The sequence below is a fragment of the Streptomyces sp. NPDC059853 genome (assembly GCF_042731495.1).
GTDB lineage: Bacteria > Actinomycetota > Actinomycetes > Streptomycetales > Streptomycetaceae > Streptomyces.
Map to the genome: position 1 here is coordinate 1 of NZ_JBHWJL010000082.1, position 18,904 is coordinate 18,904.

Here is an 18,904-nt window from a genome sequence, read left to right on the forward strand (position 1 = left end):
GCTTCACCCGGCCCGAGCCGGCGCCGCGCCGCCCCGCCGCCCCGCCGCGCGCCCGTGCGGAGGCCCGGGCCCCCGCGCCGGGCGGGGCACCCGCCCCTGTGCCGGAGGGGCTGGTGGAGCTGCTGGCGCGCGGCGGAGCGCCCGGCGAACTGGCCGGCCCGGTGGCCACGGCGCTCGGCGAGGGCGCGACGGCCGAGCTGGCGGAGGACCCGTGGCGGCTGCTGGCGGTGCCCGGCATCCTCCCCGGGCAGGCCGACGGCTTCGCGCGGGCGCTGCTGGGCACCGCGTGCGACCCGCAGGACGTACGCCGGGGCGTGGCCCTGACGGGCTGGCTGCTGGAGCGCGCGGCGCTGGCCGGGCACACCGCGCTGGAGTCGGGGGCGCTGGCCGAGAGTCTGGCCGGGCAGGGCGTGGCGGACCCGGAGGAGACCCTGCGGGCCGCCGTCGAGGAGGGCGCGGTCCTGGTCTTCCAGGACACCGTGGCGGTGGCGGGCGAGGAGGAGACATCACCCGTGCGGGTGCTCTTCGGGCTCGACCGCTGCGCGCTGGCCGAGGAGAGCCTGGCCGACGGCCTGGCCCGGCTGGGCGGCTCCGCCCCCTCCGGCGCCGCGCCGGACGCGCCGGGCTGGGCGGAGGCCGCCGCCGGGGCGCCGACGCCCTCGGCCGGTGAGCTGATCACGGCCGTGGCGGCGCACACCGTGGTGGCGCACACCGGGGGCGAGGCGGCGCGCGCCGAGCCGGCCGCGCTGGTGGCGGCGGCCCGGGCCCTGGGACTGCGGGCCTACGCGGCGGCGCACGGCCCGGACGGCCGGGAGCGGCTGGCCCGGCTGCTCCCGGAGGACGGGACGGACGCGGCGGTCACGGTGGCTGGGCTGCTCATCGGCACCGAGGGCCCCGAGCGGGACGCGGAGGGCGCCCTGGAACTGGACCTGCTGGCCGTGCTGGACGCCCCGCAGCTGACGGTGGAGACGGCGGCCACCCTGGTGGAGTCGCTGCCGGACGGCGCCCGGCTGGTGCTCAGCGGCGATCCGGCGGTGCTGGGCGCCGCCGGCCCCGGGCAGGTGCTGGCCGACGTGCTGGCCTGCGGCACCGTTCCGCACATCACCTCCCGCACCCCGGACGAGGGCCCGGTGGGCGAGCTGGTCTCGGGGATCGCGATCGGCGAGCTGTACCAGGTCGACGCGCCCGGCAAGGAAGTGGTGATCGTGCCGGCCGCCGACGCCGGCGAGGCGGTGCACCGTACGGTCCAGCTGGTCACCGACTCCATCCCGCGCGCGGTGGGGGTGCCGACCGCCGAGGTGCGGGTCATCACGGTGGGGCACGGCGGCGCGGCGGGCACCCGGGTGCTGAACGCGGCCCTCAAGGAGCGGCTGAACCCGGGCCCGGGGCGGTTCGCCGGCTTCGATCCGGGCGACCGGGTGGCGTACTCCCCCGCGCCCGGCCACACCCGGCCGGCCACCGTGGCCGGGGCGGACGCCGAGGGGCTGCGGCTGACCTGTCCCGACGGGCCCGTCACCGTGCCCCGGGACCAGGTGGCGCGGTCGGTACGGCACGGCTGGGCGATCACCGCGCACCAGGCGGCCGGGGCCCGCTGGCCGGCCGTGGTCACCGTGCTGCCCGGGGACGCGGTGGCGGCCCTCGACCGTTCCTGGATCTACACCGCCTTCAGCCGGGCCGAGCGGCATCTGTCCGTGGTGCAGGGCGCCGGGCCCGCGCTGGCCCGCGCGGTCGCCGAGCCCCCGGCGGGGGCGCGCGGCACCCGGCTGGCCGCGCTGCTGCGCCCCCAGCCGGTGCCCGGCGGCTGAGGGGCGCGCGGCCGGCGGCCCCGTGCGCTCAGCGCACGGGGCCCAGGTCCTCCTCGTCGAAGGCGTCGCTGATGTCGAAGCGGCAGATCACCCGCTCGGCGTCGACCGCGTCGAACGGCGCCGCCAGCCACTCCCCCGGCTCCACCGGCTCGTCGGCGGCGGCCACCCACAGCGTGGCGTCCCCCTCCTCCAGGCCGAACTCCTTGTGCCGGGTCGCGATCTCGTCCGGGTCGAACTCGCCGAAGATCACCCCGAGCGCGGCGTGCAGGCTGCCGCCGGCCGCCTCGTGCGCCCCGGCGGCCTCGGCACCGCTGGTCTCCGGGTCGAGCTCGGTGACGCGCTGTGCCTGGCCGCGCAGTCGCCGGGGATCGACCACGACATAGTCGCGGCGCATGAAAACGCTCAGATATTCGGGGCGTTCCGGTCCGGCGTACCCGGTGCCACCCTCGGTGGCGGGGACCTCGAAGGGCGTCACCTCGTCGTAGACGTCGTACAGCAGCTCGTCGTACACCTCACCGGCGGCGGCCATCTCATTGAACGCGGTGTACACCTGGGCTTCCGCGTCGGTGTCGGCGCCCTGTCCGGTGGCGCGCCGTTCAATGGCTTCCAGGTGCCGGTCGATCGCGTTCTTGAGCGCGTCGGCGGCGGCGCGGACTTCGGCAGCGGTCGGCTGCACAGCATCAGACATGCTGCAGACGGTATCGGCATCGGGGCCCTGGACGCACAATGGATTCGATGCCGGAATATGAGTTTCGTGATGTGTATGTCCCGCGCGGGGTCTCCCGCGCCGCGGCCACCCGCCTCCTGACCGACCAGGCCGAGTACGGGCAGTGGGAACTGGCCCGGCTGCGGCTGTACCCGGACGGAAGCCGCCGGGTGCGGCTGAGACGGCGGATCATCCGTCAGCTGCGCCCCACCTGGTAGCCGCCCAGGAGCACGCAGGGGCCCCGCGCGTGGGCGGGGCCCCGGGGGGAAAGCCGATCGTGAGGACAGCTGTGCCGCCCGGCCGCGCCGGTACAGCACCACGCCGCCGATCATCAGACCGGCGCCGAGGGGAAGCATGACGCCCAGGCCCGGGCCGCTGCTGCCCGTCTCGGCCAGCTCGCCGCCACCCAGCTGCTCGGAGGGCTCGTTACCGGGCTCCTCCCCGACCGGGGTCTCCACGTCGCCGCCACCGGAACCACCGGCGCCGCCGGAGCCGGAACCGCCGGAGCCACCGGGAGCCTCGGGCTCCTCGGAGTCGCCGCCGCCGGAGCCGCCCGACCCGCCGGGACCGCCGGAGCCACCGGAGCCGCCCGGCTCCTCGGGCTCGGGCTGCTCGGGCTCACCGGGGCTGCCCGGCTCCTCGGGGTGCTCGATCTGCGGCTGCTCGGTGTAGCACTCGTTGCCGAAGACGGGGTTCAGCACGCCGACGACGTCCACGCCGTTGCCGCAGGCGTTGACCGGGATGTCGATCGGGGCCTGGATGTTGTTGCCGGAGCCGACGCCGGGCGAGTCGACGGCGCCGCCCTCCGCCTGGGCCCCGCCCTGCCCGGCCTCATGGCCGGGGTCGTGCTGTCCGCCACCGGGAGTGCCGCTGTGGCAGGTGTTCCCGAAGGCGGGGTTCAGAACGCCGATCACATTGATCGTGTTGCCGCAGACGTTGACCGGCACATTGATCGGCACCTGAACGGTGTTGCCCGAGGCCACGCCGGGTGAGTTGACGGCACTGCCGTGGGCGTCGGCGTCGGCGTGTGCCGTTCCGCCCGCCATGGCCAGCATCCCGCCGGCGGCGGCTACGGAGAGCAGGCCCTTCCTGGTGACCTGTCGCATGGTGTTTCCCCTGCCTTGTTCCAACATGGAGGCGCGGGGTGGGGGCTGAGGGCTTCCCGCGCCCTGCGTAGAGACCCCGACGGCCCCGGAGCGCCGTTCGCGCTCCGGGACCGCCTGGAGTCAAGCCCTCATGGTGTGGGGGCCGAATGTCACTTGGCGATGCAGGTGTTGCCGAAGGTGGGGTTCAGCAGACCGATCACGGAAACGGTGTTGCCGCAGACGTTGATCGGGATGTGAACCGGAACCTGCACCACGTTGCCGGAGATGACACCGGGGGAACCCACGGCCGCACCCTGGGCGCCCGAGCTGGCGACGGCCATGCCCGCACCCGCGAGCACCAGGCTGCCGGTGGCGGCCGCGGTGGCGACGACCTTCTTGATCATGCTTCCTCCTTGTAGACAATGCCGGCCCAGCAGGCCCGCATCACGAGTAACGAGGAGGCGAGAACAAGGCTACGAGGCTTAAGGGATATTCACCCATCCCGAGTAACATCGCACACGCGAGCGGTCAGCATTCATCGAGGAAACGGTCCAGGACCCGCACCCCGAACTGCAGCCCCTCCACCGGCACCCGCTCGTCCACTCCGTGGAACATCCCGGCGAAGTCCAGCTCCGGGGGCAGCTTCAGCGGCGCGAACCCGAAGCAGCGGATGCCCAGATCGTCGAAGGACTTGGCGTCCGTCCCGCCGGAGAGCATGTACGGCACCGCCCGCGCGATCGGGTCGTGCGCGCGCAGCGCGGTCTGCATGGCGTCCACCAGCGCGCCGTCGAAGGACGTTTCCACCGCCTTGTCGGCGTGCACGTCCTCCCGCTTGACGCGTGGCCCCAGGATCCGGTCCAGATCGGCCAGGAACTCCTCCTCGTAGCCGGGGAGAAAGCGCCCGTCCACGTGGGCGGTGGCCTGACCGGGGATCACGTTCACCTTGTAGCCGGCGCCCAGTTGGGTGGGGGCGGCGGTGTTCTGGAGAGTCGCCCCGATGATCTTGGCGATGCCGCCCAGCTTGGCGAGGGTCTCCTCCATGTTCTCCGGGTCGAGTTCGGTGCCCAGCGCGTCCGACAGCTCGTCCAGGAAGGACCGCACCGTCTTGGTCACCCGCACCGGGAACCTGTGCCGGCCCAGCCGCCCGACCGCCTCGCACAGTTCGGTGATGGCGTTGTCGTTGTTGGTCATCGAGCCGTGCCCGGCGGTGCCGTCCACGGTCAGCCGCATCCAGTGGATGCCCTTCTGCGCCGTCTCCACCAGATACAGCCGCAGTTGCTCGTTCACGGTGAACGAGAACCCGCCGACCTCACCGATCGCCTCGGTCACGCCGTCGAACAGATCCCGGTGGTTGTCCACCAGATGCCGCGCCCCGTACACGCCCCCGGCCTCCTCGTCGGCGAGGAAGGCCAGCACGATGTCCCGGGGCGGCTTGCGGCCACTGCGCATCCGCTCCCTGACCACCGCCAGGGTCATGGCGTCCATGTCCTTCATGTCGACCGCGCCGCGCCCCCACACGCAGCCGTCGGCGATCTCGCCGGAGAACGGATGGTGCGTCCAGTCCTCGGCGTTGGCGGGCACCACATCGGTGTGACCGTGGATGAGCAGCGCGGGCCGGGACGGGTTCTCGCCCTCGATCCGCGCCACCACGGAGGCCCGCCCCGGGTGCGATTCGATGATCTGCGGGTCGAGTCCCACCTCGGCCAGCTGCCCGGCCACGAACTCGGCGGCAACACGCTCCCCCGGCCCGGAGTGATCGCCGTAGTTGCTGGTGTCGATACGGATCAGGTCGCGGCACAGATCCACGACCTCCTGCTCGGCCCGCTGCCGCCCGCCGGTGTCCGACTCGCTCACGCTGCGCTCCTTACACGATGGAATCCCCCCATCCTCTCCCACGCCCCCGGGAGATCACCAAGGCCGGGACTTTGCTATGGTTTCCCTCAGTCACAGCGACACACCCTGTCCGGGTGGCGGAATGGCAGACGCGCTAGCTTGAGGTGCTAGTGCCCTCTTATGGGCGTGGGGGTTCAAGTCCCCCCTCGGACACGCAGGCGGTTCACGTAACCGCCCCATGCGGATGCACAGAACCCCTGCTCCCGGGATGTCCCGGGGACAGGGGTTCTGCGTGTTGGCGGGGGGTGGGGCCTCGCGGTGCGGGTGAGGTGTGCCGGCACCGGCCGCGGGCAGGAACCGCCGTGGTGCCGCACACGTCTTCCCTCCATGATCTCCAGTGAGCGCCAGAAGCACGTGATGTCCGTCAGGCTGGCCCCGCCGTCCGCGGTGGGTGTGGACCCGCCGAAGGTCAACGACTACGACAGCTTCGCCAAGGCCTACACGGCCGTGAACGAAACCAACCTGGTCAATGCCTACTACGAGCGTCCCGCGATGCTGGCCCTCGCCGGAGACGTGGCCGGGCGGCGGATCCTCGACGCCGGCTGCGGATCGGGGCTCCTGTTTGCCGCGCTGCGCGACCGTGGGGCCCAGGTGAGTGGCTTCGACTCAAGCGCCGGGATGCTGGAGCTGGCCCGGCAGCGGCTCGGCGACGGCGCGGACCTGCGGGTGACGGACCTGGGCGGCCCGCTTCCTTACCCTGATGACACGTTCGACGACGTCGTCGCGTCCCTGGTGCTGCACTACCTGGAGGACTGGGGGCCCGCTCTGGCCGAGCTGCGCCGCGTGCTCAAGCCCGGCGGCCGGCTGATCGCTTCCGTCGACCATCCCTTCGCCGTCAACCTCATACACCGCGAGGCCGGCCGCGAAGCCGAGTGCGACTACTTCGGCACCACCCCGTGGACCACGGAGTGGACCATAGGCGACCAGACCGCCCTGGTGACTCGCTGGCACAGGCCGCTGCACGCGACGATCGAGGCTCTCACCGGGGCCGGTTTCCGGATCTCGGTCATCAGCGAGCCGGATCCCGATCCCGCCGCACACGAACAGTTTCCCGAGGCCATGGCGGCCATGCCGCGCTTCCTGTCCTTCCTGTTCTTCGTCCTGGAAGCCGAGTAGCGGGCGGAACGACCGGTCCCGCCTCCGGCGTACTCCAGCTGATCCGTCGTGACCGGGAGCGGTCCGGAACAGCCGGGGACACCGGGAACGGGGTGCGGTAGCCTGGGCGGCCCGTTGTCCTTCGAGGCGCTGTTGTCGCAGGTCGGAGCCTCGAAGGGCGACTGTCCGAGACAAGAGTTCACCTCCTTCTCGGACACCAGGCAAGACCCCGGCTCAGCTGGGGTCTTCGTGTTTCCCGGCAGGGTGGAGGCCCGGATGCAGCGCCCCGACATGTCCCGCGGTGCCCGGCTGGCCGCCCACGGTGGGGTGGCCACGGCGCTCGCGCTGTGCGGTGATCGTGAGCTGGGCACGCTCGTGGACGGGGCCACGCCGGTCGGTTCCGGTATTGGGGGGACCACCGCCCTGCTGGAGGTCGGGGGCACCCCGGTGTTCGTCAAGCAGGTGCCGCTGACCGAGCTGGAGTTGCGGCCGGAGAACCGGCAGTCCACGGCGAACCTGTTCGGTGTGCCCGCCTTCTGCCAGTACGGGTTCGGCGCCCTCGGCGGCCCGGGATCCGGTGCCTGGCGGGAGCTGGCCGCGCACACCATGACCACGAACTGGGTGATCGCCGGGGAGCACGAGGGTTTCCCGCTGATGTACCACTGGCGGGTGCTCCCCGGACCCGGCGGGCCGCTGCCCGGGGAACTGGCCGATGTGGAGCGGGCCGTCGCCTACTGGGGAGGACGCTCCGGGGTACGCCGCCGGATCGAGGCCCTCCGGCAGTCCCCGGCGCGCCTGACGCTGTTCCTGGAGTACATCCCGCAGAACCTGCACGACTGGCTGGGCGAGCGGATCGGTGCCGGGGACGAGGCGGCCGCGCGCGCCTGCGCCCTGGTGGACGGGCAACTCCAGTCGGCCGCCGCGTTCATGGCCGCGCGGGGTCTGCTGCACCTCGACGGCCACTTCCGGAACATCCTCACCGACGGCAGCCGTCTGTACGTCGCGGACTACGGCCTCGCGCTCTCCTCCCGTTTCGACCTCTCCCCGGAGGAGGCCGCCTTCCACGACCGCAATCTGACCCACGACCGCGACTACGCCGCCTCCTGCCTGGTGCACTGGCTGATCACCGCCCGGTACGGGACGGGGGTCGGCTGGGACCGGCGCTACGCGCTGGTGCGCGCGTGCGCCGCCGGACAGCGGCCGGCGGGGATGCCGGAGGCGGTCGCCGCGATCGTCGCCCGGTACGCGCCGCTCACCCTGGTGATGTGGGACTTCATCCGGGCGTTCCAGGAGGAGAGCCGGGAGACGCCCTATCCGCGGGAGGCGATCCGCCGTGCCGCCGGGTGCGCCGCCGGGGCGGGTACGTCGTGATGCCGCGGCCCGGCGACGCGGACGTCTCCCCCGGGCTCAGGCGTCCGCGGTGAGCTGGGCGGCGGTGAGCACGTGGCCCGCGACGCCCCAGCCGCCGTCGGCGACCTCGTCGACCAGGACGACGGTGGTGGGGCGGGCCCGCTCTCCGTAGATCTCCGCGTACAGTTCCGTGGTGCGCTCGATGATCTTCTTCTTGTCCTCGGCGGTGACGGTGCCGGCCGGGACCTTGAAGTGGGCGAAAGGCATGACGGTTTCTCCTTGAGAGGTGCTGTTCCGGTCTCGGGTGGGCTCGGTCGTGCGCTACACCATCCCTCCGTTGGCCCGCAGGACCTGGCCGTTCACCCAGCGCCCCGCCGGGCCGGTGAGGAAGGCGACCACCTCGGCGATGTCCTCGGGGGTGCCCAGCCGCTCCAGGGGCGGGCTCTTCGCGAGCCGGTCGATCTCCTCGGCTGTCTTGCCGTCGAGGAACAGGTCCGTGGCGGTGGGGCCGGGGGCGACGGTGTTCACGGTGACGTCCCGGCCGCGCAGTTCCCGGGCCAGGATGAGGGTGAGCGATTCGACGGCGGCCTTGCTCGCCGCGTACGCGCCGTAGGCGGGGAACCGGGTGCCGACCACGGAGGTCGAGAAGCCCACGAACGAGCCGCCCGGGCGCAGCCGCCTGGCGGCCTGCTGGGCGACGACGAAGGCGCCGCGGATGTTGGTGCGGTGCAGGGCGTCGAGCACCTTCAGGTCGAGGTCGGCGATCGGCGACAGGGCGAGCCGCCCGGCGCAGTTGACCACGGCGTCCACGCCGCCGAACTCCTGTTCCGCCCGGTCGAACAACGCGGCGATCGCGTCCTCGTCCGCGATGTCCGCCCGCACGCCGATCGCCCGTCCTCCGGCGGTGGTGATGGCCGACACCGTCTCCTCGGCGGCCGGGGCGTCGTTCGCGTAGTTCACCACGACGGCCAGGCCGTCCCGGGCGAGCCGGGCGGAGACCGCGCGGCCGATGCCGCGCGATCCGCCGGTGACGACCGCGACCCGTGCGGTCGGCGGAGAAGAAGGGGGTGCGGTGTGGTGCGGTGTCATGCCGTCCACGATGCGCCGCCCCGGCAGGCGGAACCAGGGGATGTCATCCCCTGTGTCGCCGGGCGGGGACGGACGCACAATGGACGGCATGGGTTCTGTGCGACACACCGAGCTGGGGGCGTTCCTGCGCTCGCGGCGCGAACGCATCCGGCCGGCCGATGTGGGGCTTCCGCACGGGCCGCGCCGCCGGGTCCCGGGGCTGCGGCGGGACGAGGTGGCCCAGCTCGCCGGTGCGTCGGTGGACTACTACAACGAACTCGAACGCGGCGCCGGGTCCCAGCCCTCGGAGCAGATGATCGCCGCCCTGGCGCGGGCCCTGCGGCTGTCCGCCGACGAGCGCGACTACCTGTATCACCTGGCCGACCGCCCGGTGCCCGCGCACGGCGGGTCCGCCTCGCACGTCCCTCCCGGCATGCTCGACCTGCTCGGGCGGCTGGCCTCCACGCCCGCGCAGGTCATCACCGACCTGCACGTCACCCTGGTGCAGAACCCGCTGGCGGTGGCGCTGCTCGGGGACCACTCCGGTTTCCGGGGTGCCCGGGCCAGCTTCATCCACCGGTGGTTCACCGAGCCCGGGACCCGGGCGCTGTATCCGGAGGCCGATCACGCCGGCCAGTCCCGGATCCTGGTCGCCGATCTGCGGGCGGCCGCCGCCCGGCGGGACGCCCGGGACCCGGAGGTGGGCTCGATGATCAGCACGCTCCTCGATGTCTCCGCGGAGTTCGCCGCCCTGTGGGCCGATCACGACGTGGCCGTCCGGCGGGACGACCACAAGCGGATCAACCATTCCGGCCTCGGCCTGGTCGAGGTCAACTGCCTCAACCTGTTCAGCGAGGACGGCCGGCAACGGCTGCTGTGGTTCACCCCGGCGGTCGGCACCGACAGCGGCGATCTCCTCGACCTGCTCTCCGTGCTGGGCACCCAGGAGGTCACCGGCCCCAGCCGCTGACCGGCGCTCCCGGCCCCTGGGCCGTGTCCGGCACCTCCCGCCCGGGCCTCGGGGGCCGTTTCACGTCAGCGGTTCGTGGTTGGCCCAGACCGCCTTGTACGGGTGGCGGCCCTGCCAGCGCTTGATGAGGTCGGCGGCTCCGGGCAGGGTGAAGATCGCGTTCAGGGCGTCGAGGTCGGTCAGCCGCAGTTGCAGGATGGCGCTGGCGACGGCCACCGGGGCGTGGTCGTCGCCCGGGACGCGGACGTGGTGCCGCGTGGCGACCGACTCGACCAGACCGGATCCCGTCATGAGCTCCTCGAACTCCGTCAGGTACTGGTCCAGCTCACTGGCGGGAATGGGGTTGTCGAAGGCGACGATCATCGTGTGGTGCATCATGCCTCCAGGGAACAGGCGTTTTTCCGTTCCGTCCAAGATCTGTCCGTTCTCCTTCCATGCCTGTGGGGAATGGATGCGGCGGTAGCATTCCGGCATGGCGGAGCTGGAGACCCGTGAGCTGGAGTACTTCGTCGCGGTGGCCGAGGAACTGCACTTCGGTCGTGCCGCGGCCGGCCTGCGGATCGCTCAGCCGGCCCTGTCCAAGGCGGTCCGGCGCCTGGAATCGCGGCTCGGAGTGCCACTCCTGGAACGCTCCAGCAGGCACGTCGCCCTCACCCCCGCCGGGGAGGCGCTCCTGCACCACGGCCGGCACGCGCTCAACGCCGTCAGCGCCGCCGCCGGGAAGGCCCGGCAGGCCGGCGATCAGCGAGCCCGGCTGCGCCTGGTGATCAAGCCCGGCGGTGACGCGAACCTGCTGTCCGGCATCCTGGCCGCCTACGCCGCACAGCCCGACGCCCGCCAGGTGGACATCCTCTTCGGCGGAGCCACCGACCGCGCCGATCACGTCCGCGACGGCCGCGCCGATGTCGCCCTGCTGTACGCCCCGTTCGACGACATGACGGGCCTGGACCACGAGACCCTGCTGGTCGAGGAACGTGTCGCGATCCTGCCGCCCGGCCACCGGCTGGCCTCTCGTCCGGAGGTCACCCTCGCCGACCTGGCCCAGGAGAGGTTTCCGCGCTGGAAGGGCGTGAGCTGGATGTTGGGAGTGCCCGGGGGCGGTCCGGGCCCCGAGGTCAAGGACGCGGCCGAAGTCCTGCACATGATCAGACTGGGACGCACGGTGGCCGTCCTGCCCCGCTCACTGGCCCAGCCCCCGCACCCGGACCTCGTCTACCGCCCGGTGGCCGACGCTCCCCGCAGCCGGCTGGTCCTCGCGTGGTCCCAGGAGGACCGCCGCCGATTGGTCGCTTCCTTCGTCCGTGCCGCGGTGGAGGCCGCGGAAGCCGTCGGGGGACGCGGATGATCCCGGACGACCCGGGCGCGCGGGGCCGCCGCCCGGTGCCCGATCGCGCCCCGCCCCGGCCGCCGGGCGACCGGGGCGGGGCCCGCCGCCCCGTCGCGGCTCACCGGAAGGCCGGGACGACCTCCTCGATGAACCGTTCCAGCGAGGCGCGCTTCTCCTCGTGGGACAGTCCGGTGTCGATCCAGAAGCTGTACTCGTCGACCCCCAGTTCCTCGTAGGCCCGCAGCCGTTCGATGACCTCGGCCGGGGTGCCGATCATCGCCGTGGTGCGCAGCGCCTCGGGGGCGAACTCGGGCCGGTCGGCGAACTTCGCCTCGGGGCTGGGTGCCAGGAAGCCGTTCTCCGGGGTGGTGCTGTTGCCGAACCAGGCGTCGAAGGTGCGGTAGAAGCGGTTGATCGCCTCGGCCGCCGGACGCCAGCCGTCCGGGTCGTCGGCGGCGTGCACGTGGGTGTGCCGCAGCACCATCAGCTCGGGGCGCGGCACCTCGGGGTGGTTGGCCACCGCCGTGTCGAACTTGCCCTTGAGCGCGACGACTTCCTCGTCGCCCTTCATCAGCGGGGTGACCATGACGTTGCAGCCCTGGGCCACCGCGAAGTCGTGCGAGTCGGGGTCGCGGGCGGCGATCCACATGGGCGGGGTGGGCTGCTGCACCGGCTTGGGCACGCTGGTCGCCGTGGGGAACCGCCAGATCTCGCCGTCGTGGGCGTAGTCGCCCTGCCACAGGGCGCGGACGGCGGGCACGAGTTCGCGCAGATGCCTGCCGCCGTCCCGGGCGGAGAGCCCGTCCGCCAGCCGGTCGAATTCGAACTGGTAGGCGCCGCGGGCGAGTCCGACCTCCATGCGGCCGTTGCTGATGACATCGAGCAGCGCGCACTCGCCCGCGGCCCGGATGGGGTGCCAGAAGGGCGCGATGATGGTGCCTGCGCCCAGCCGGATGGTGGTGGTCCTGGCCGCGAGGTAGGCGAGGAGCGGCATCGGGCTCGGGGAGATGGTGTACTCCATCGCGTGGTGTTCCCCGATCCACACGGTGCCGAAGCCGCCGGCCTCCGCCAGCAGTGCCAGTTCGGCGAGGCTTTCGAACTGCTCCCGGTGGCTGACCTTTTCGTCCTGGCGTTCCATGTGGACGAACAACGAGAACCTCATCACTGCTCCTTTTCCGCTGGCCCGGCCGGGTCCCGTCCGGCGGCGTCCAGCTCGGTGAGGGTGACGTCACCGGTGGCCCAGTGCGTACGGGGGACTTCGTGCACGACGACCCGGATGTACTCGGGCCGGGTGCCGGTGGTGCGCAGCACCGCGCCGTGCACCTCGTGCATCAGGGCGCGCAGCTGTTCGGGGGTGCGGCCCTCGGCGAGGGTGACGGTGACCTGGGGCACGGTCAGCTCCGCATCGTGAACGGGTCGGCGACCGGCTCCTCGCCGGTGTTGATCCACACGCTCTTGAGCCGGGTGTACTCCTTGATGGTCTCGGTGCCGTGTTCGACGCCGACGCCGCTGGTCTTGAAGCCCTGCCGGGGGGACATGGGGGACATGGCCCGGTAGGTGTTGACCCAGACCGTGCCGGCCTCCAGGCGGTCGGCCATCCGGTGGGCGCGGGAGAGGCTGGTGGTCCAGACCCCGGCGGCCAGGCCGTACTCGGTGTCGTTGGCGATCCGGACGGCCTCCTCCTCGGTGTCGAAGGGCAGGACGGCGAGTACGGGGCCGAAGATCTCCTCGCGCACCACCCGCATGCTGTTGTCGACGTCCACGAGGACGGTGGGTTCGTAGAAATAGCCGCCGAGGCCGCCGCCGTCGGTGGCGCGTCCGCCGGTGAGCACCCGGGCGCCTTCCTTCCGGCCCAGGTCCACGTAGCCGGCCACCTTGTCCCGCTGGTCGGCGAAGGCGAGGGGGCCGAGTTCGGTGGTCTCCTCCAGCGGGTCGCCGATGCGGATGGCGCGGGCGCGGGCGGTGACGCGTTCCAGCAGTTCGTCGTGGACGGAGCGGTGGACGAGGACGCGGCTGCCGGCGATGCAGGTCTGTCCGGCGGCGGCGAAGATGCCGGCCACCACGCCCATGGCGGCGTTGGCGATGTTGGCGTCCTCGAAGACGATGTTGGGGGATTTGCCGCCGAGTTCGAGGGTGGAGCCGATGAAGCGCCCGGCGGTGGCGGAGGCGATCCGCGATCCGGTGGCGGTGCTGCCGGTGAAGGAGATCTTCGCCAGGCCCGAGTGGTCGACCAGCGGCTGCCCGGCCTCGGCGCCGAAGCCGGTGACGACGTTCACCGCGCCCGGCGGGAAACCGGCTTCGAGGGCGAGTTCGGCGAGCCGGAGCACGCTGGCCGAGGTGTATTCGGAGGGCTTGACGACCACCGTGTTGCCCGCGCACAGCGCGGGGGCCAGTTTGCTGCTGGTGAGGGTGAGCGGCGAGTTCCACGGGGTGATGGCGCCGACGACGCCCAGCGGTTCGCGGGCGGTGTAGTTGAGCACCCGGCGGTCGGAGGTGGGGATGACGTCGCCGTGGATCTTGTCGGCGAGTCCGGCGTAGTAGTGGTAGTACTCGGGGAGGGTGGCGAGCTGGCCGCGCATCTCGCGCAGCAGCTTGCCGTTGTCGAGGGTCTCCGTCCGGGCCAGTTCCTCGGCGTGTTCGGCGATCAGGTCGCCGAGCCGGCGCAGCAGGTGGCCGCGCCGGGTCTGGCTGAGGTCGCGCCAGCGCGGGTCCTCGAAGGCGGCGGTCGCGGCGGCGACGGCGCGGTCGATGTCGGTGGCGTTGCCGCGCGCTGCCCGGTAGAGGGGTTGGCGGGTGGCCGGGTTGCTGCTGTCGAAGTACTCCCCCGAGGCGGGTGCGGTGGGTTCTCCGCCGATGAAGTGCTGGAGGGTGGTGAGTTCAGGCATGGGCGCGCTCTCCGATGAAGTGGGTCAGGGCGTCGGCGAACGCCTCGGGGCACTGGACGGGCAGCATGTGCCGGGCGTGGGGGATGACGACCGCGCGGCAGTCGGGCAGCGCGGCGGCGAGCCGGTGGGTCATGGCGGGGGTGGAGCCGGGGTCGTCCGCGCCGGTGAGGGCCAGCGCCGGGGTGGTGATCTCGCCCAGGTGCGGGGCGAGTTCGGCGTCGGCGGTGGCGAAGACCCGGTAGCAGGCGAGGAAGGAGCCGGGGTCGTTGGCCAGCAGGGTGGCCTCGGTGCGGGCCACCAGGTCGGGGCCGACGCCGGTGCCCGCGTACCAGCGTTCCAGGGAGGCGGCGGCGCTCGCGGCGACATCGCTCTCCGCGGTGCGCAGCCGGGCGAGGACGGCGGCCCGTTCCCGCGGGGTGCGGCGGCACACCGAGCTGACGGAGGTGAGGGTCGCGGCCCGGCCGGGGTGGTGGAGCGCCACGTACTGGGCGATCAGCGCGCCGAGCGAGAAGCCGACGAGGTGGGCGCCCGCCGGGACGGTGGCGGCGATGTCGTCGGCCAGTCCGGCGAGGGTGATCCCGTCCGGGACCGGCGGGCGGGTGCCGTGGCCGGGCAGGTCGGGGGCGAGGACGGTGAAGCGGTCGTTCAGGAGCACGGCGGCGGGCTCCCACATGGTGTGGTCGAGCCCGACGCCGTGCAGCAGCACCAGCGTCGGTTTGCTCATGTCGTCTCTACTGTTCGGTCGCGAGCGGGGCCAGCCGCTGCTGGGGGCGTCCCTGGGCGGCGGCGGCGAGGGCGACGACGATCTCGCCGGGGTGGGGGGCGTCGGTGATGCGGACCTCGATGCTCTGGTGGTGGGAGCGGATGGTGGCGTCGGTGATGTGCTTGAGCGGGATGTCGAAGAGGACACCGGCGGGTCCGCGCTTCTCCACGGCGGGCAGCAGGGTGGTGGCGTCGGCGGCCTTGCGGAAGTGGTCGCCGAACTTGAGGGTGTGGATCAGCGCGGAGCCGTGTTCGATCTCGCCGTCGAGGCCGACGATGGCGGCCTTGCCGTACGCCTCGGCGGGCGCGCCGAGCGCTTCGAGGACGGCGGGGGCGAGCAGGGCCCCGAGGTCGGAGGCGTGGGCGTCGATGCCGGGGGCCAGGTCCTCGACGAAGCCCTGGCCGGCCCAGGGGTTGGCGATGACGGCGGCGGTGACGGCGATCCGGGCCGGGGTGGCGACCTCCCGGCCGCCTTCGGTGCGGATCTCCTCGACGACGGTCACGATCTTGCGGACGTTCATGACGGGGTGGCCTCCAGGCTTGCGGCGGTGACGGTGCGGTCGGTGGTGCGGTCCCCGATGCGGGGGTGCGGCCGGGGTCCGGTGGACGCGGCGGCGATGACGACGATCTCGTCGGCGCGCGGGGCGTCGGGCACCCGGGCGCTGATGGTCTGGTAGTGGCTGCGGGTCGCCGCGTGGGTCTTGTGCCACAGGGGGACGGTCAGGGTCTCGCCCGCGTCGGCGCGGGTGTCGGCGAAGCAGATGATCGATTCGCCGGCCAGGAACTCCCGGACCAGGTTGCCGAAGTAGGGCGTGTGGATGAGCGCTCCGGCGTGCTCGATCTCGCCGCCGGTGCCGACCACGGCGGCCTTGCCGAACGCCTCGATCTCCTCCACCGGGCCCAGTGCGGCGATGAGCCGGTCGGTGAGCAGGGTGGCGAGGACCGGGGCGATCCGGGCCTGGGCCTCGGACAGGTCGGCCGCGGGTCCGCTGTGCAGCCAGGGGTTGGTGAGGACGGCGGCGACGCTGGCCCGCCGGGCGGGCCGGGCCGGGGGGTGGCCGGCCTCCGTGACGACCACGTCGCGGTAGAGCACGAGCTTGCGGAGACCGAGGGAGTGATCCGGGCGAACCGGAATGCGCTCTTGCATGCCACAGGACGATAGGCATCCGTCTTGGCCCGGTCAAGAGCTGAGCCCGAGGGACTGGTCCGGGACGGATCCAGCTCGCCCCATACCGCCGGTACCCGAGCACTAGCAGGGGTTTCGCCGATCTGACAGCTCGTCTCCGATTCTTTTGGTCCGATCTCTTGACCCGTGAGGGGTGACATGCATTACTGCTTCTTGCATGCCAGCGACGAAGCTGTCGACCCTGCGGACGCAAGGAGCCCCATGTCCAGTCACCTTCGGACGGGTGCGGAGACGCCACCCGTGGAACCGTCGGGGAGCGATGCCGGGCCCGCCCCGGAACGCGGCGGGCTCGGCCGGCTCGGGTCCGTCTTCTGGACCTCCATCGGCATCTCGGTGGTCTTCGTCGCCTGGGCCGTGCTCTTCACCGAGAACCTCAACACCGTCACCTCCACCTCGCTGGGCTGGGTCACGGAGACCTTCGGCTGGACCTATCTGGTCGTCACCCTCGCCATCCTGATCTTCCTGGTATTCCTCGCCTTCAGCCCGGCCGGCGCGATCCGGCTCGGCAAGGACACCGACCGCCCCGAGTTCTCGACGGCCACCTGGCTGGCCATGCTGCTGGCCGCCGTCATGGGCATCGGACTGATCTCCTACGGCGTCGCCGAACCCATCTCGCACTTCGCGAACCCACCGCACGGCCTGGCCGAACCGCACACCCCGGAGGCGGCGGCACGCGCGCTCCAGTACTCCTACTTCGACTGGGGCCTGCACGCCTGGGCGGTCTTCGCCGTCTTCGGCCTCGCCATCGCCTACGCCACGCACCGCAAGGGCCGCCGCGCCCTGGTCAGCCAGCTGTTCGTGCCGCTGCTCGGCGACCGCGTGAACGGCCCGATCGGCAAGACCATCGACGTCCTGGCCGTCTTCTCCACCCTCTTCGGCACCACGACGTCCCTGGGCCTGGGCGCCCTTCAGCTCAACAACGGCCTCGGCAGCCTGTTCGGCGTCCCGGTCAACTCGGTGAGCCAGGTCCTCATCGTGGCCGCCCTGACCTCCCTGTTCACCCTCTCCGCGGTGACCGGGATCAGCAAGGGCATCAAGTACCTGAGCCAGCTCAGCACGGTCCTCGCGATCGTGTTCGTCGCCTTCATGCTGATCGTGGGACCCGCGGCCTTCGTCGCCAACCTCTACACCGAGTCCCTGGGCCTGTGGGCCACCGACTTCTTCCGGATGAGCCTCCAGGGCACCGCGTTCGGCGGGCTGGAGTGGATGCAGCTGTGGACCTACTTCATGCTCGCCTGGTGGGTCTCCTGGGGCGCCTTCGTCGGGATCTTCCTGGCCCGCATCTCGCGCGGCCGTACCATCCGGGGCTTCATCTCGGGCGTCCTGGTCGTCCCGAGCGCGGCGTTCTTCACCTGGTTCACGGTCTTCGGCGGCACGGCCATCCACGTCGACCTGTACCGGGGCGGCGACATCGCCCAGCAGACCGCCGCCGACCTCAACACGGCGTTCTTCGCCACCCTCGACCACTTCCCGCTGGCCGGTCTCACCTCGGCCGTGGCCGTCCTGCTGGTGGTGATCTTCTTCGTCACCAGCGCGGACTCCAACACCTATGTGCTGAGCATGATGACCTCCGGCGGATCCCTCACCCCGCGCCGTTCCGTCCTCGTCCTGTGGGGCGTCATCACCGGCGTCACCGCCGTCGCCCTGCTGCTCGCCGGCGGACTGAACGGCCTCCAGAACACCGTCATCGTCACGTCCCTGCCGTTCCTCGTGGTCATCGCCGGAGTGGCGGTGTCCTTCCGGAAGGAACTGAGCGCGGACCTCGCCGCCCAGCCGGGCGCGGACCGGAAGAAAGAACAGAAGGAGAAGGCCGATGCCGGACAGTAACGCCCGCCGCGAACTGATCGAGACGACCTGGGCCGCCGCCTGGGGCCGGGGCGAGGTGGACGCCCTCGACGCACTCCTGTCCCCGGACTACCTGCGGTACGGCCGCGACCCGCAGCCGCAGCGCCTGGACGGCTTCAAGTCCGCGATCCTCACCACCCGGGCCGCGTTCCCCGACCTGACCACCACCATCGACGACATCCTGCTCGACGGGGACCGGGCCGCGATCCGCTGGCACAGCACCGGCAGCCACGAGAACCCGTTCCTCGACGTCCCCGCCACCGGGCGGCGCGTCCGGGTCGCCGGGGCCACCTTCGCCCGGTTCGAGGGCGACCGGATCGCCGAGGAACACGTCACCTGGGACCCGCGCGCCCTGCTCGCGGCGCTCGGCGTGTTCCCGGTCGGCCAGGACTGACGCCCCCGATGCCGGCCCCCGCCCACGCCCGCACCGTACCCACCCGTACGAGCACCCCGGCCACGAGCACGGCCACCACGCCACGGACCAGGACAAGGAGCACCGCCATGACCGCACTCGCCGCCACCCCCGGCATCGATGTGATGAAGCAGGTCAACCGGCAGTTCGTCACCGGGGTCACGGTCGTGACCGCCATGGACGGCGAGACCCCCCGGGGCCTGGCGGTCAACGCGTTCTCCAGCATCTCCCTCGACCCGGCCACCGTCATGGTCTGCGTCCAGCGCACCTCCGCCACCCACGACTGCCTCTTCCGCGCCGGTCACCTCGCCATCAACATCCTCTCCACCGGGCAACGGGACGTCGTCGGCGTCTTCGCCGGGAAGTCCGCCGACAAGTTCGGCCAGGTCGACTGGGAGAGCGGCCCGTTCGGCAGCCCGCTGCTCACCGGAAGCAGCGCCCGGGTGGAGGCCGAGATCCGCGAACGGCTCCAGGCCAGCACCCACACCGTCTTCATCTGCCGGGTGGTGCACGCC

At 72.3% G+C, this 18,904-nt stretch carries 21 protein-coding genes, 1 tRNA gene and 1 pseudogene; 10 read left to right on the forward strand and 13 right to left on the reverse strand.

Annotated elements, in window-relative coordinates; all coding sequences use genetic code 11:
• A partial coding sequence (locus ACFV5N_RS11845) for an ATP-binding domain-containing protein (RefSeq protein ID WP_385597498.1) occupies window positions 1-1,805 on the forward strand: 1,805 nt, incomplete at its 5' end.
• A gap of 28 nt (window positions 1,806-1,833) precedes the next feature.
• Here the strand turns inward: ACFV5N_RS11845 and ACFV5N_RS11850 are convergent.
• Window positions 1,834-2,493 carry a hypothetical protein gene (locus ACFV5N_RS11850; RefSeq protein ID WP_385597501.1) on the reverse strand — a complete coding sequence of 220 codons (660 nt, stop codon included), beginning with the start codon at window positions 2,491-2,493 and terminating at the stop codon, window positions 1,834-1,836.
• Window positions 2,494-2,540: 47 nt separating this feature from the next.
• Here ACFV5N_RS11850 and ACFV5N_RS11855 point away from each other — a divergent pair, with 47 nt between their 5' ends.
• On the forward strand, window positions 2,541-2,729 hold the full coding sequence (locus tag ACFV5N_RS11855; RefSeq protein ID WP_026047630.1) for a DUF5703 family protein: 189 nt from the start codon (window positions 2,541-2,543) through the stop codon (window positions 2,727-2,729).
• 513 nt (window positions 2,730-3,242) lie between these two features.
• Here the strand turns inward: ACFV5N_RS11855 and ACFV5N_RS11860 are convergent.
• From ACFV5N_RS11860 to ACFV5N_RS11870, 3 genes and pseudogenes are all read right to left on the reverse strand, one after another.
• Window positions 3,243-3,644 (reverse strand): annotated as a pseudogene (locus ACFV5N_RS11860) (chaplin family protein); the annotation flags it as partial.
• A gap of 122 nt (window positions 3,645-3,766) precedes the next feature.
• On the reverse strand, window positions 3,767-4,000 hold the full coding sequence (locus ACFV5N_RS11865; protein WP_019434963.1) for a chaplin: 234 nt from the start codon (window positions 3,998-4,000) through the stop codon (window positions 3,767-3,769).
• 124 nt (window positions 4,001-4,124) lie between these two features.
• Window positions 4,125-5,450 (reverse strand): M20/M25/M40 family metallo-hydrolase, encoded by a 1,326-nt coding sequence (locus ACFV5N_RS11870; RefSeq protein ID WP_385597504.1) that lies wholly within the window; start codon window positions 5,448-5,450, stop codon window positions 4,125-4,127.
• A 107-nt stretch (window positions 5,451-5,557) separates the two neighbouring features.
• Here ACFV5N_RS11870 and ACFV5N_RS11875 point away from each other — a divergent pair.
• The 3 genes from ACFV5N_RS11875 to ACFV5N_RS11885 all read left to right on the forward strand — a co-directional run bounded on the left by ACFV5N_RS11875 (window position 5,558) and on the right by ACFV5N_RS11885 (window position 7,955).
• A tRNA-Leu gene (locus ACFV5N_RS11875) sits at window positions 5,558-5,642 on the forward strand.
• 174 nt (window positions 5,643-5,816) lie between these two features.
• On the forward strand, window positions 5,817-6,605 hold the full coding sequence (locus ACFV5N_RS11880; protein WP_385597507.1) for a class I SAM-dependent methyltransferase: 789 nt from the start codon (window positions 5,817-5,819) through the stop codon (window positions 6,603-6,605).
• A 255-nt stretch (window positions 6,606-6,860) separates the two neighbouring features.
• On the forward strand, window positions 6,861-7,955 hold the full coding sequence (locus ACFV5N_RS11885) for a protein kinase family protein (RefSeq protein ID WP_385597510.1): 1,095 nt from the start codon (window positions 6,861-6,863) through the stop codon (window positions 7,953-7,955).
• A gap of 36 nt (window positions 7,956-7,991) precedes the next feature.
• Here ACFV5N_RS11885 and ACFV5N_RS11890 read toward each other — a convergent pair whose 3' ends face one another.
• Both ACFV5N_RS11890 and ACFV5N_RS11895 read right to left on the reverse strand, forming a co-directional pair.
• Complete coding sequence (locus ACFV5N_RS11890; RefSeq protein ID WP_385597512.1) at window positions 7,992-8,201, reverse strand: 4-oxalocrotonate tautomerase family protein; 210 nt, start codon at window positions 8,199-8,201, stop codon at window positions 7,992-7,994.
• Window positions 8,202-8,255: 54 nt separating this feature from the next.
• A complete protein-coding gene (locus ACFV5N_RS11895; protein ID WP_385597515.1) occupies window positions 8,256-9,023 on the reverse strand; it encodes an SDR family oxidoreductase in 768 nt (255 codons plus the stop codon).
• A gap of 79 nt (window positions 9,024-9,102) precedes the next feature.
• Between ACFV5N_RS11895 and ACFV5N_RS11900 the strand changes: the two genes are divergently transcribed.
• A complete protein-coding gene (locus tag ACFV5N_RS11900; protein ID WP_385597518.1) occupies window positions 9,103-9,972 on the forward strand; it encodes a helix-turn-helix transcriptional regulator in 870 nt (289 codons plus the stop codon).
• A 60-nt stretch (window positions 9,973-10,032) separates the two neighbouring features.
• On the opposite strand, the gene ACFV5N_RS11905 is transcribed toward ACFV5N_RS11900, so the two are convergent.
• A complete protein-coding gene (locus ACFV5N_RS11905) occupies window positions 10,033-10,350 on the reverse strand; it encodes a hypothetical protein (protein WP_385597520.1) in 318 nt (105 codons plus the stop codon).
• Window positions 10,351-10,444: 94 nt separating this feature from the next.
• Between ACFV5N_RS11905 and ACFV5N_RS11910 the strand changes: the two genes are divergently transcribed.
• Window positions 10,445-11,317, forward strand: coding sequence for a LysR family transcriptional regulator (locus ACFV5N_RS11910; RefSeq protein ID WP_385597523.1), 873 nt, complete (start codon window positions 10,445-10,447; stop codon window positions 11,315-11,317).
• 100 nt (window positions 11,318-11,417) lie between these two features.
• Here the strand turns inward: ACFV5N_RS11910 and ACFV5N_RS11915 are convergent, their stop codons facing one another.
• From ACFV5N_RS11915 to ACFV5N_RS11940, 6 genes are read right to left on the reverse strand one after another with little or no spacing between them, the layout of a single operon-like run.
• A complete protein-coding gene (locus tag ACFV5N_RS11915; RefSeq protein WP_385597526.1) occupies window positions 11,418-12,461 on the reverse strand; it encodes an LLM class flavin-dependent oxidoreductase in 1,044 nt (347 codons plus the stop codon).
• Complete coding sequence (locus ACFV5N_RS11920) at window positions 12,461-12,691, reverse strand: 2-hydroxymuconate tautomerase (RefSeq protein WP_385597529.1); 231 nt, start codon at window positions 12,689-12,691, stop codon at window positions 12,461-12,463. Before ACFV5N_RS11920 ends, ACFV5N_RS11915 begins: the two co-directional genes overlap by 1 nt.
• 2 nt (window positions 12,692-12,693) lie before the next feature.
• Entirely contained in the window at window positions 12,694-14,184 is a 1,491-nt protein-coding gene (locus tag ACFV5N_RS11925) for an aldehyde dehydrogenase (RefSeq protein WP_385597532.1), read from the reverse strand.
• Window positions 14,177-14,908 (reverse strand): alpha/beta fold hydrolase, encoded by a 732-nt coding sequence (locus ACFV5N_RS11930; protein WP_385597534.1) that lies wholly within the window; start codon window positions 14,906-14,908, stop codon window positions 14,177-14,179. Before ACFV5N_RS11930 ends, ACFV5N_RS11925 begins: the two co-directional genes overlap by 8 nt.
• Before the next feature lie 7 nt (window positions 14,909-14,915).
• Entirely contained in the window at window positions 14,916-15,467 is a 552-nt protein-coding gene (locus ACFV5N_RS11935) for an amino acid synthesis family protein (RefSeq protein ID WP_385597537.1), read from the reverse strand.
• Entirely contained in the window at window positions 15,464-16,093 is a 630-nt protein-coding gene (locus ACFV5N_RS11940; protein ID WP_385597540.1) for an amino acid synthesis family protein, read from the reverse strand. Before ACFV5N_RS11940 ends, ACFV5N_RS11935 begins: the two co-directional genes overlap by 4 nt.
• Before the next feature lie 240 nt (window positions 16,094-16,333).
• On the opposite strand from ACFV5N_RS11940, the gene ACFV5N_RS11945 reads away from it, so the two are divergent.
• The 3 genes from ACFV5N_RS11945 to ACFV5N_RS11955 all read left to right on the forward strand — a co-directional run.
• Window positions 16,334-17,959, forward strand: a complete 1,626-nt coding sequence (locus tag ACFV5N_RS11945; RefSeq protein WP_385597543.1) for a BCCT family transporter — start codon at window positions 16,334-16,336, stop codon at window positions 17,957-17,959.
• Window positions 17,946-18,371, forward strand: coding sequence for an ester cyclase (locus ACFV5N_RS11950; protein ID WP_385597546.1), 426 nt, complete (start codon window positions 17,946-17,948; stop codon window positions 18,369-18,371). The genes ACFV5N_RS11945 and ACFV5N_RS11950 overlap by 14 nt, the downstream gene beginning before the upstream one ends.
• A 107-nt stretch (window positions 18,372-18,478) precedes the next feature.
• A partial coding sequence (locus ACFV5N_RS11955) for a flavin reductase family protein (protein ID WP_385597549.1) occupies window positions 18,479-18,904 on the forward strand: 426 nt, incomplete at its 3' end.

Excerpts from the sequence above, each read along its gene's own strand:
- ACFV5N_RS11850 (WP_385597501.1), bottom strand. The coding sequence starts at position 2,493 with ATGTCTGATGCTGTGCAGCCGACCGCTGCCGAAGTCCGCGCCGCCGCC.
- ACFV5N_RS11855 (WP_026047630.1), top strand. The coding sequence starts at position 2,541 with ATGCCGGAATATGAGTTTCGTGATGTGTATGTCCCGCGCGGGGTCTCC.
- ACFV5N_RS11865 (WP_019434963.1), bottom strand. The coding sequence starts at position 4,000 with ATGATCAAGAAGGTCGTCGCCACCGCGGCCGCCACCGGCAGCCTGGTG.
- ACFV5N_RS11880 (WP_385597507.1), top strand. The coding sequence starts at position 5,817 with ATGATCTCCAGTGAGCGCCAGAAGCACGTGATGTCCGTCAGGCTGGCC.
- ACFV5N_RS11885 (WP_385597510.1), top strand. The coding sequence starts at position 6,861 with ATGCAGCGCCCCGACATGTCCCGCGGTGCCCGGCTGGCCGCCCACGGT.
- ACFV5N_RS11890 (WP_385597512.1), bottom strand. The coding sequence starts at position 8,201 with ATGCCTTTCGCCCACTTCAAGGTCCCGGCCGGCACCGTCACCGCCGAG.
- ACFV5N_RS11895 (WP_385597515.1), bottom strand. The coding sequence starts at position 9,023 with ATGACACCGCACCACACCGCACCCCCTTCTTCTCCGCCGACCGCACGG.
- ACFV5N_RS11900 (WP_385597518.1), top strand. The coding sequence starts at position 9,103 with ATGGACGGCATGGGTTCTGTGCGACACACCGAGCTGGGGGCGTTCCTG.
- ACFV5N_RS11905 (WP_385597520.1), bottom strand. The coding sequence starts at position 10,350 with ATGATGCACCACACGATGATCGTCGCCTTCGACAACCCCATTCCCGCC.
- ACFV5N_RS11910 (WP_385597523.1), top strand. The coding sequence starts at position 10,445 with ATGGCGGAGCTGGAGACCCGTGAGCTGGAGTACTTCGTCGCGGTGGCC.
- ACFV5N_RS11915 (WP_385597526.1), bottom strand. The coding sequence starts at position 12,461 with ATGAGGTTCTCGTTGTTCGTCCACATGGAACGCCAGGACGAAAAGGTC.
- ACFV5N_RS11925 (WP_385597532.1), bottom strand. The coding sequence starts at position 14,184 with ATGCCTGAACTCACCACCCTCCAGCACTTCATCGGCGGAGAACCCACC.
- ACFV5N_RS11930 (WP_385597534.1), bottom strand. The coding sequence starts at position 14,908 with ATGAGCAAACCGACGCTGGTGCTGCTGCACGGCGTCGGGCTCGACCAC.
- ACFV5N_RS11935 (WP_385597537.1), bottom strand. The coding sequence starts at position 15,467 with ATGAACGTCCGCAAGATCGTGACCGTCGTCGAGGAGATCCGCACCGAA.
- ACFV5N_RS11940 (WP_385597540.1), bottom strand. The coding sequence starts at position 16,093 with ATGCAAGAGCGCATTCCGGTTCGCCCGGATCACTCCCTCGGTCTCCGC.
- ACFV5N_RS11945 (WP_385597543.1), top strand. The coding sequence starts at position 16,334 with ATGTCCAGTCACCTTCGGACGGGTGCGGAGACGCCACCCGTGGAACCG.
- ACFV5N_RS11950 (WP_385597546.1), top strand. The coding sequence starts at position 17,946 with ATGCCGGACAGTAACGCCCGCCGCGAACTGATCGAGACGACCTGGGCC.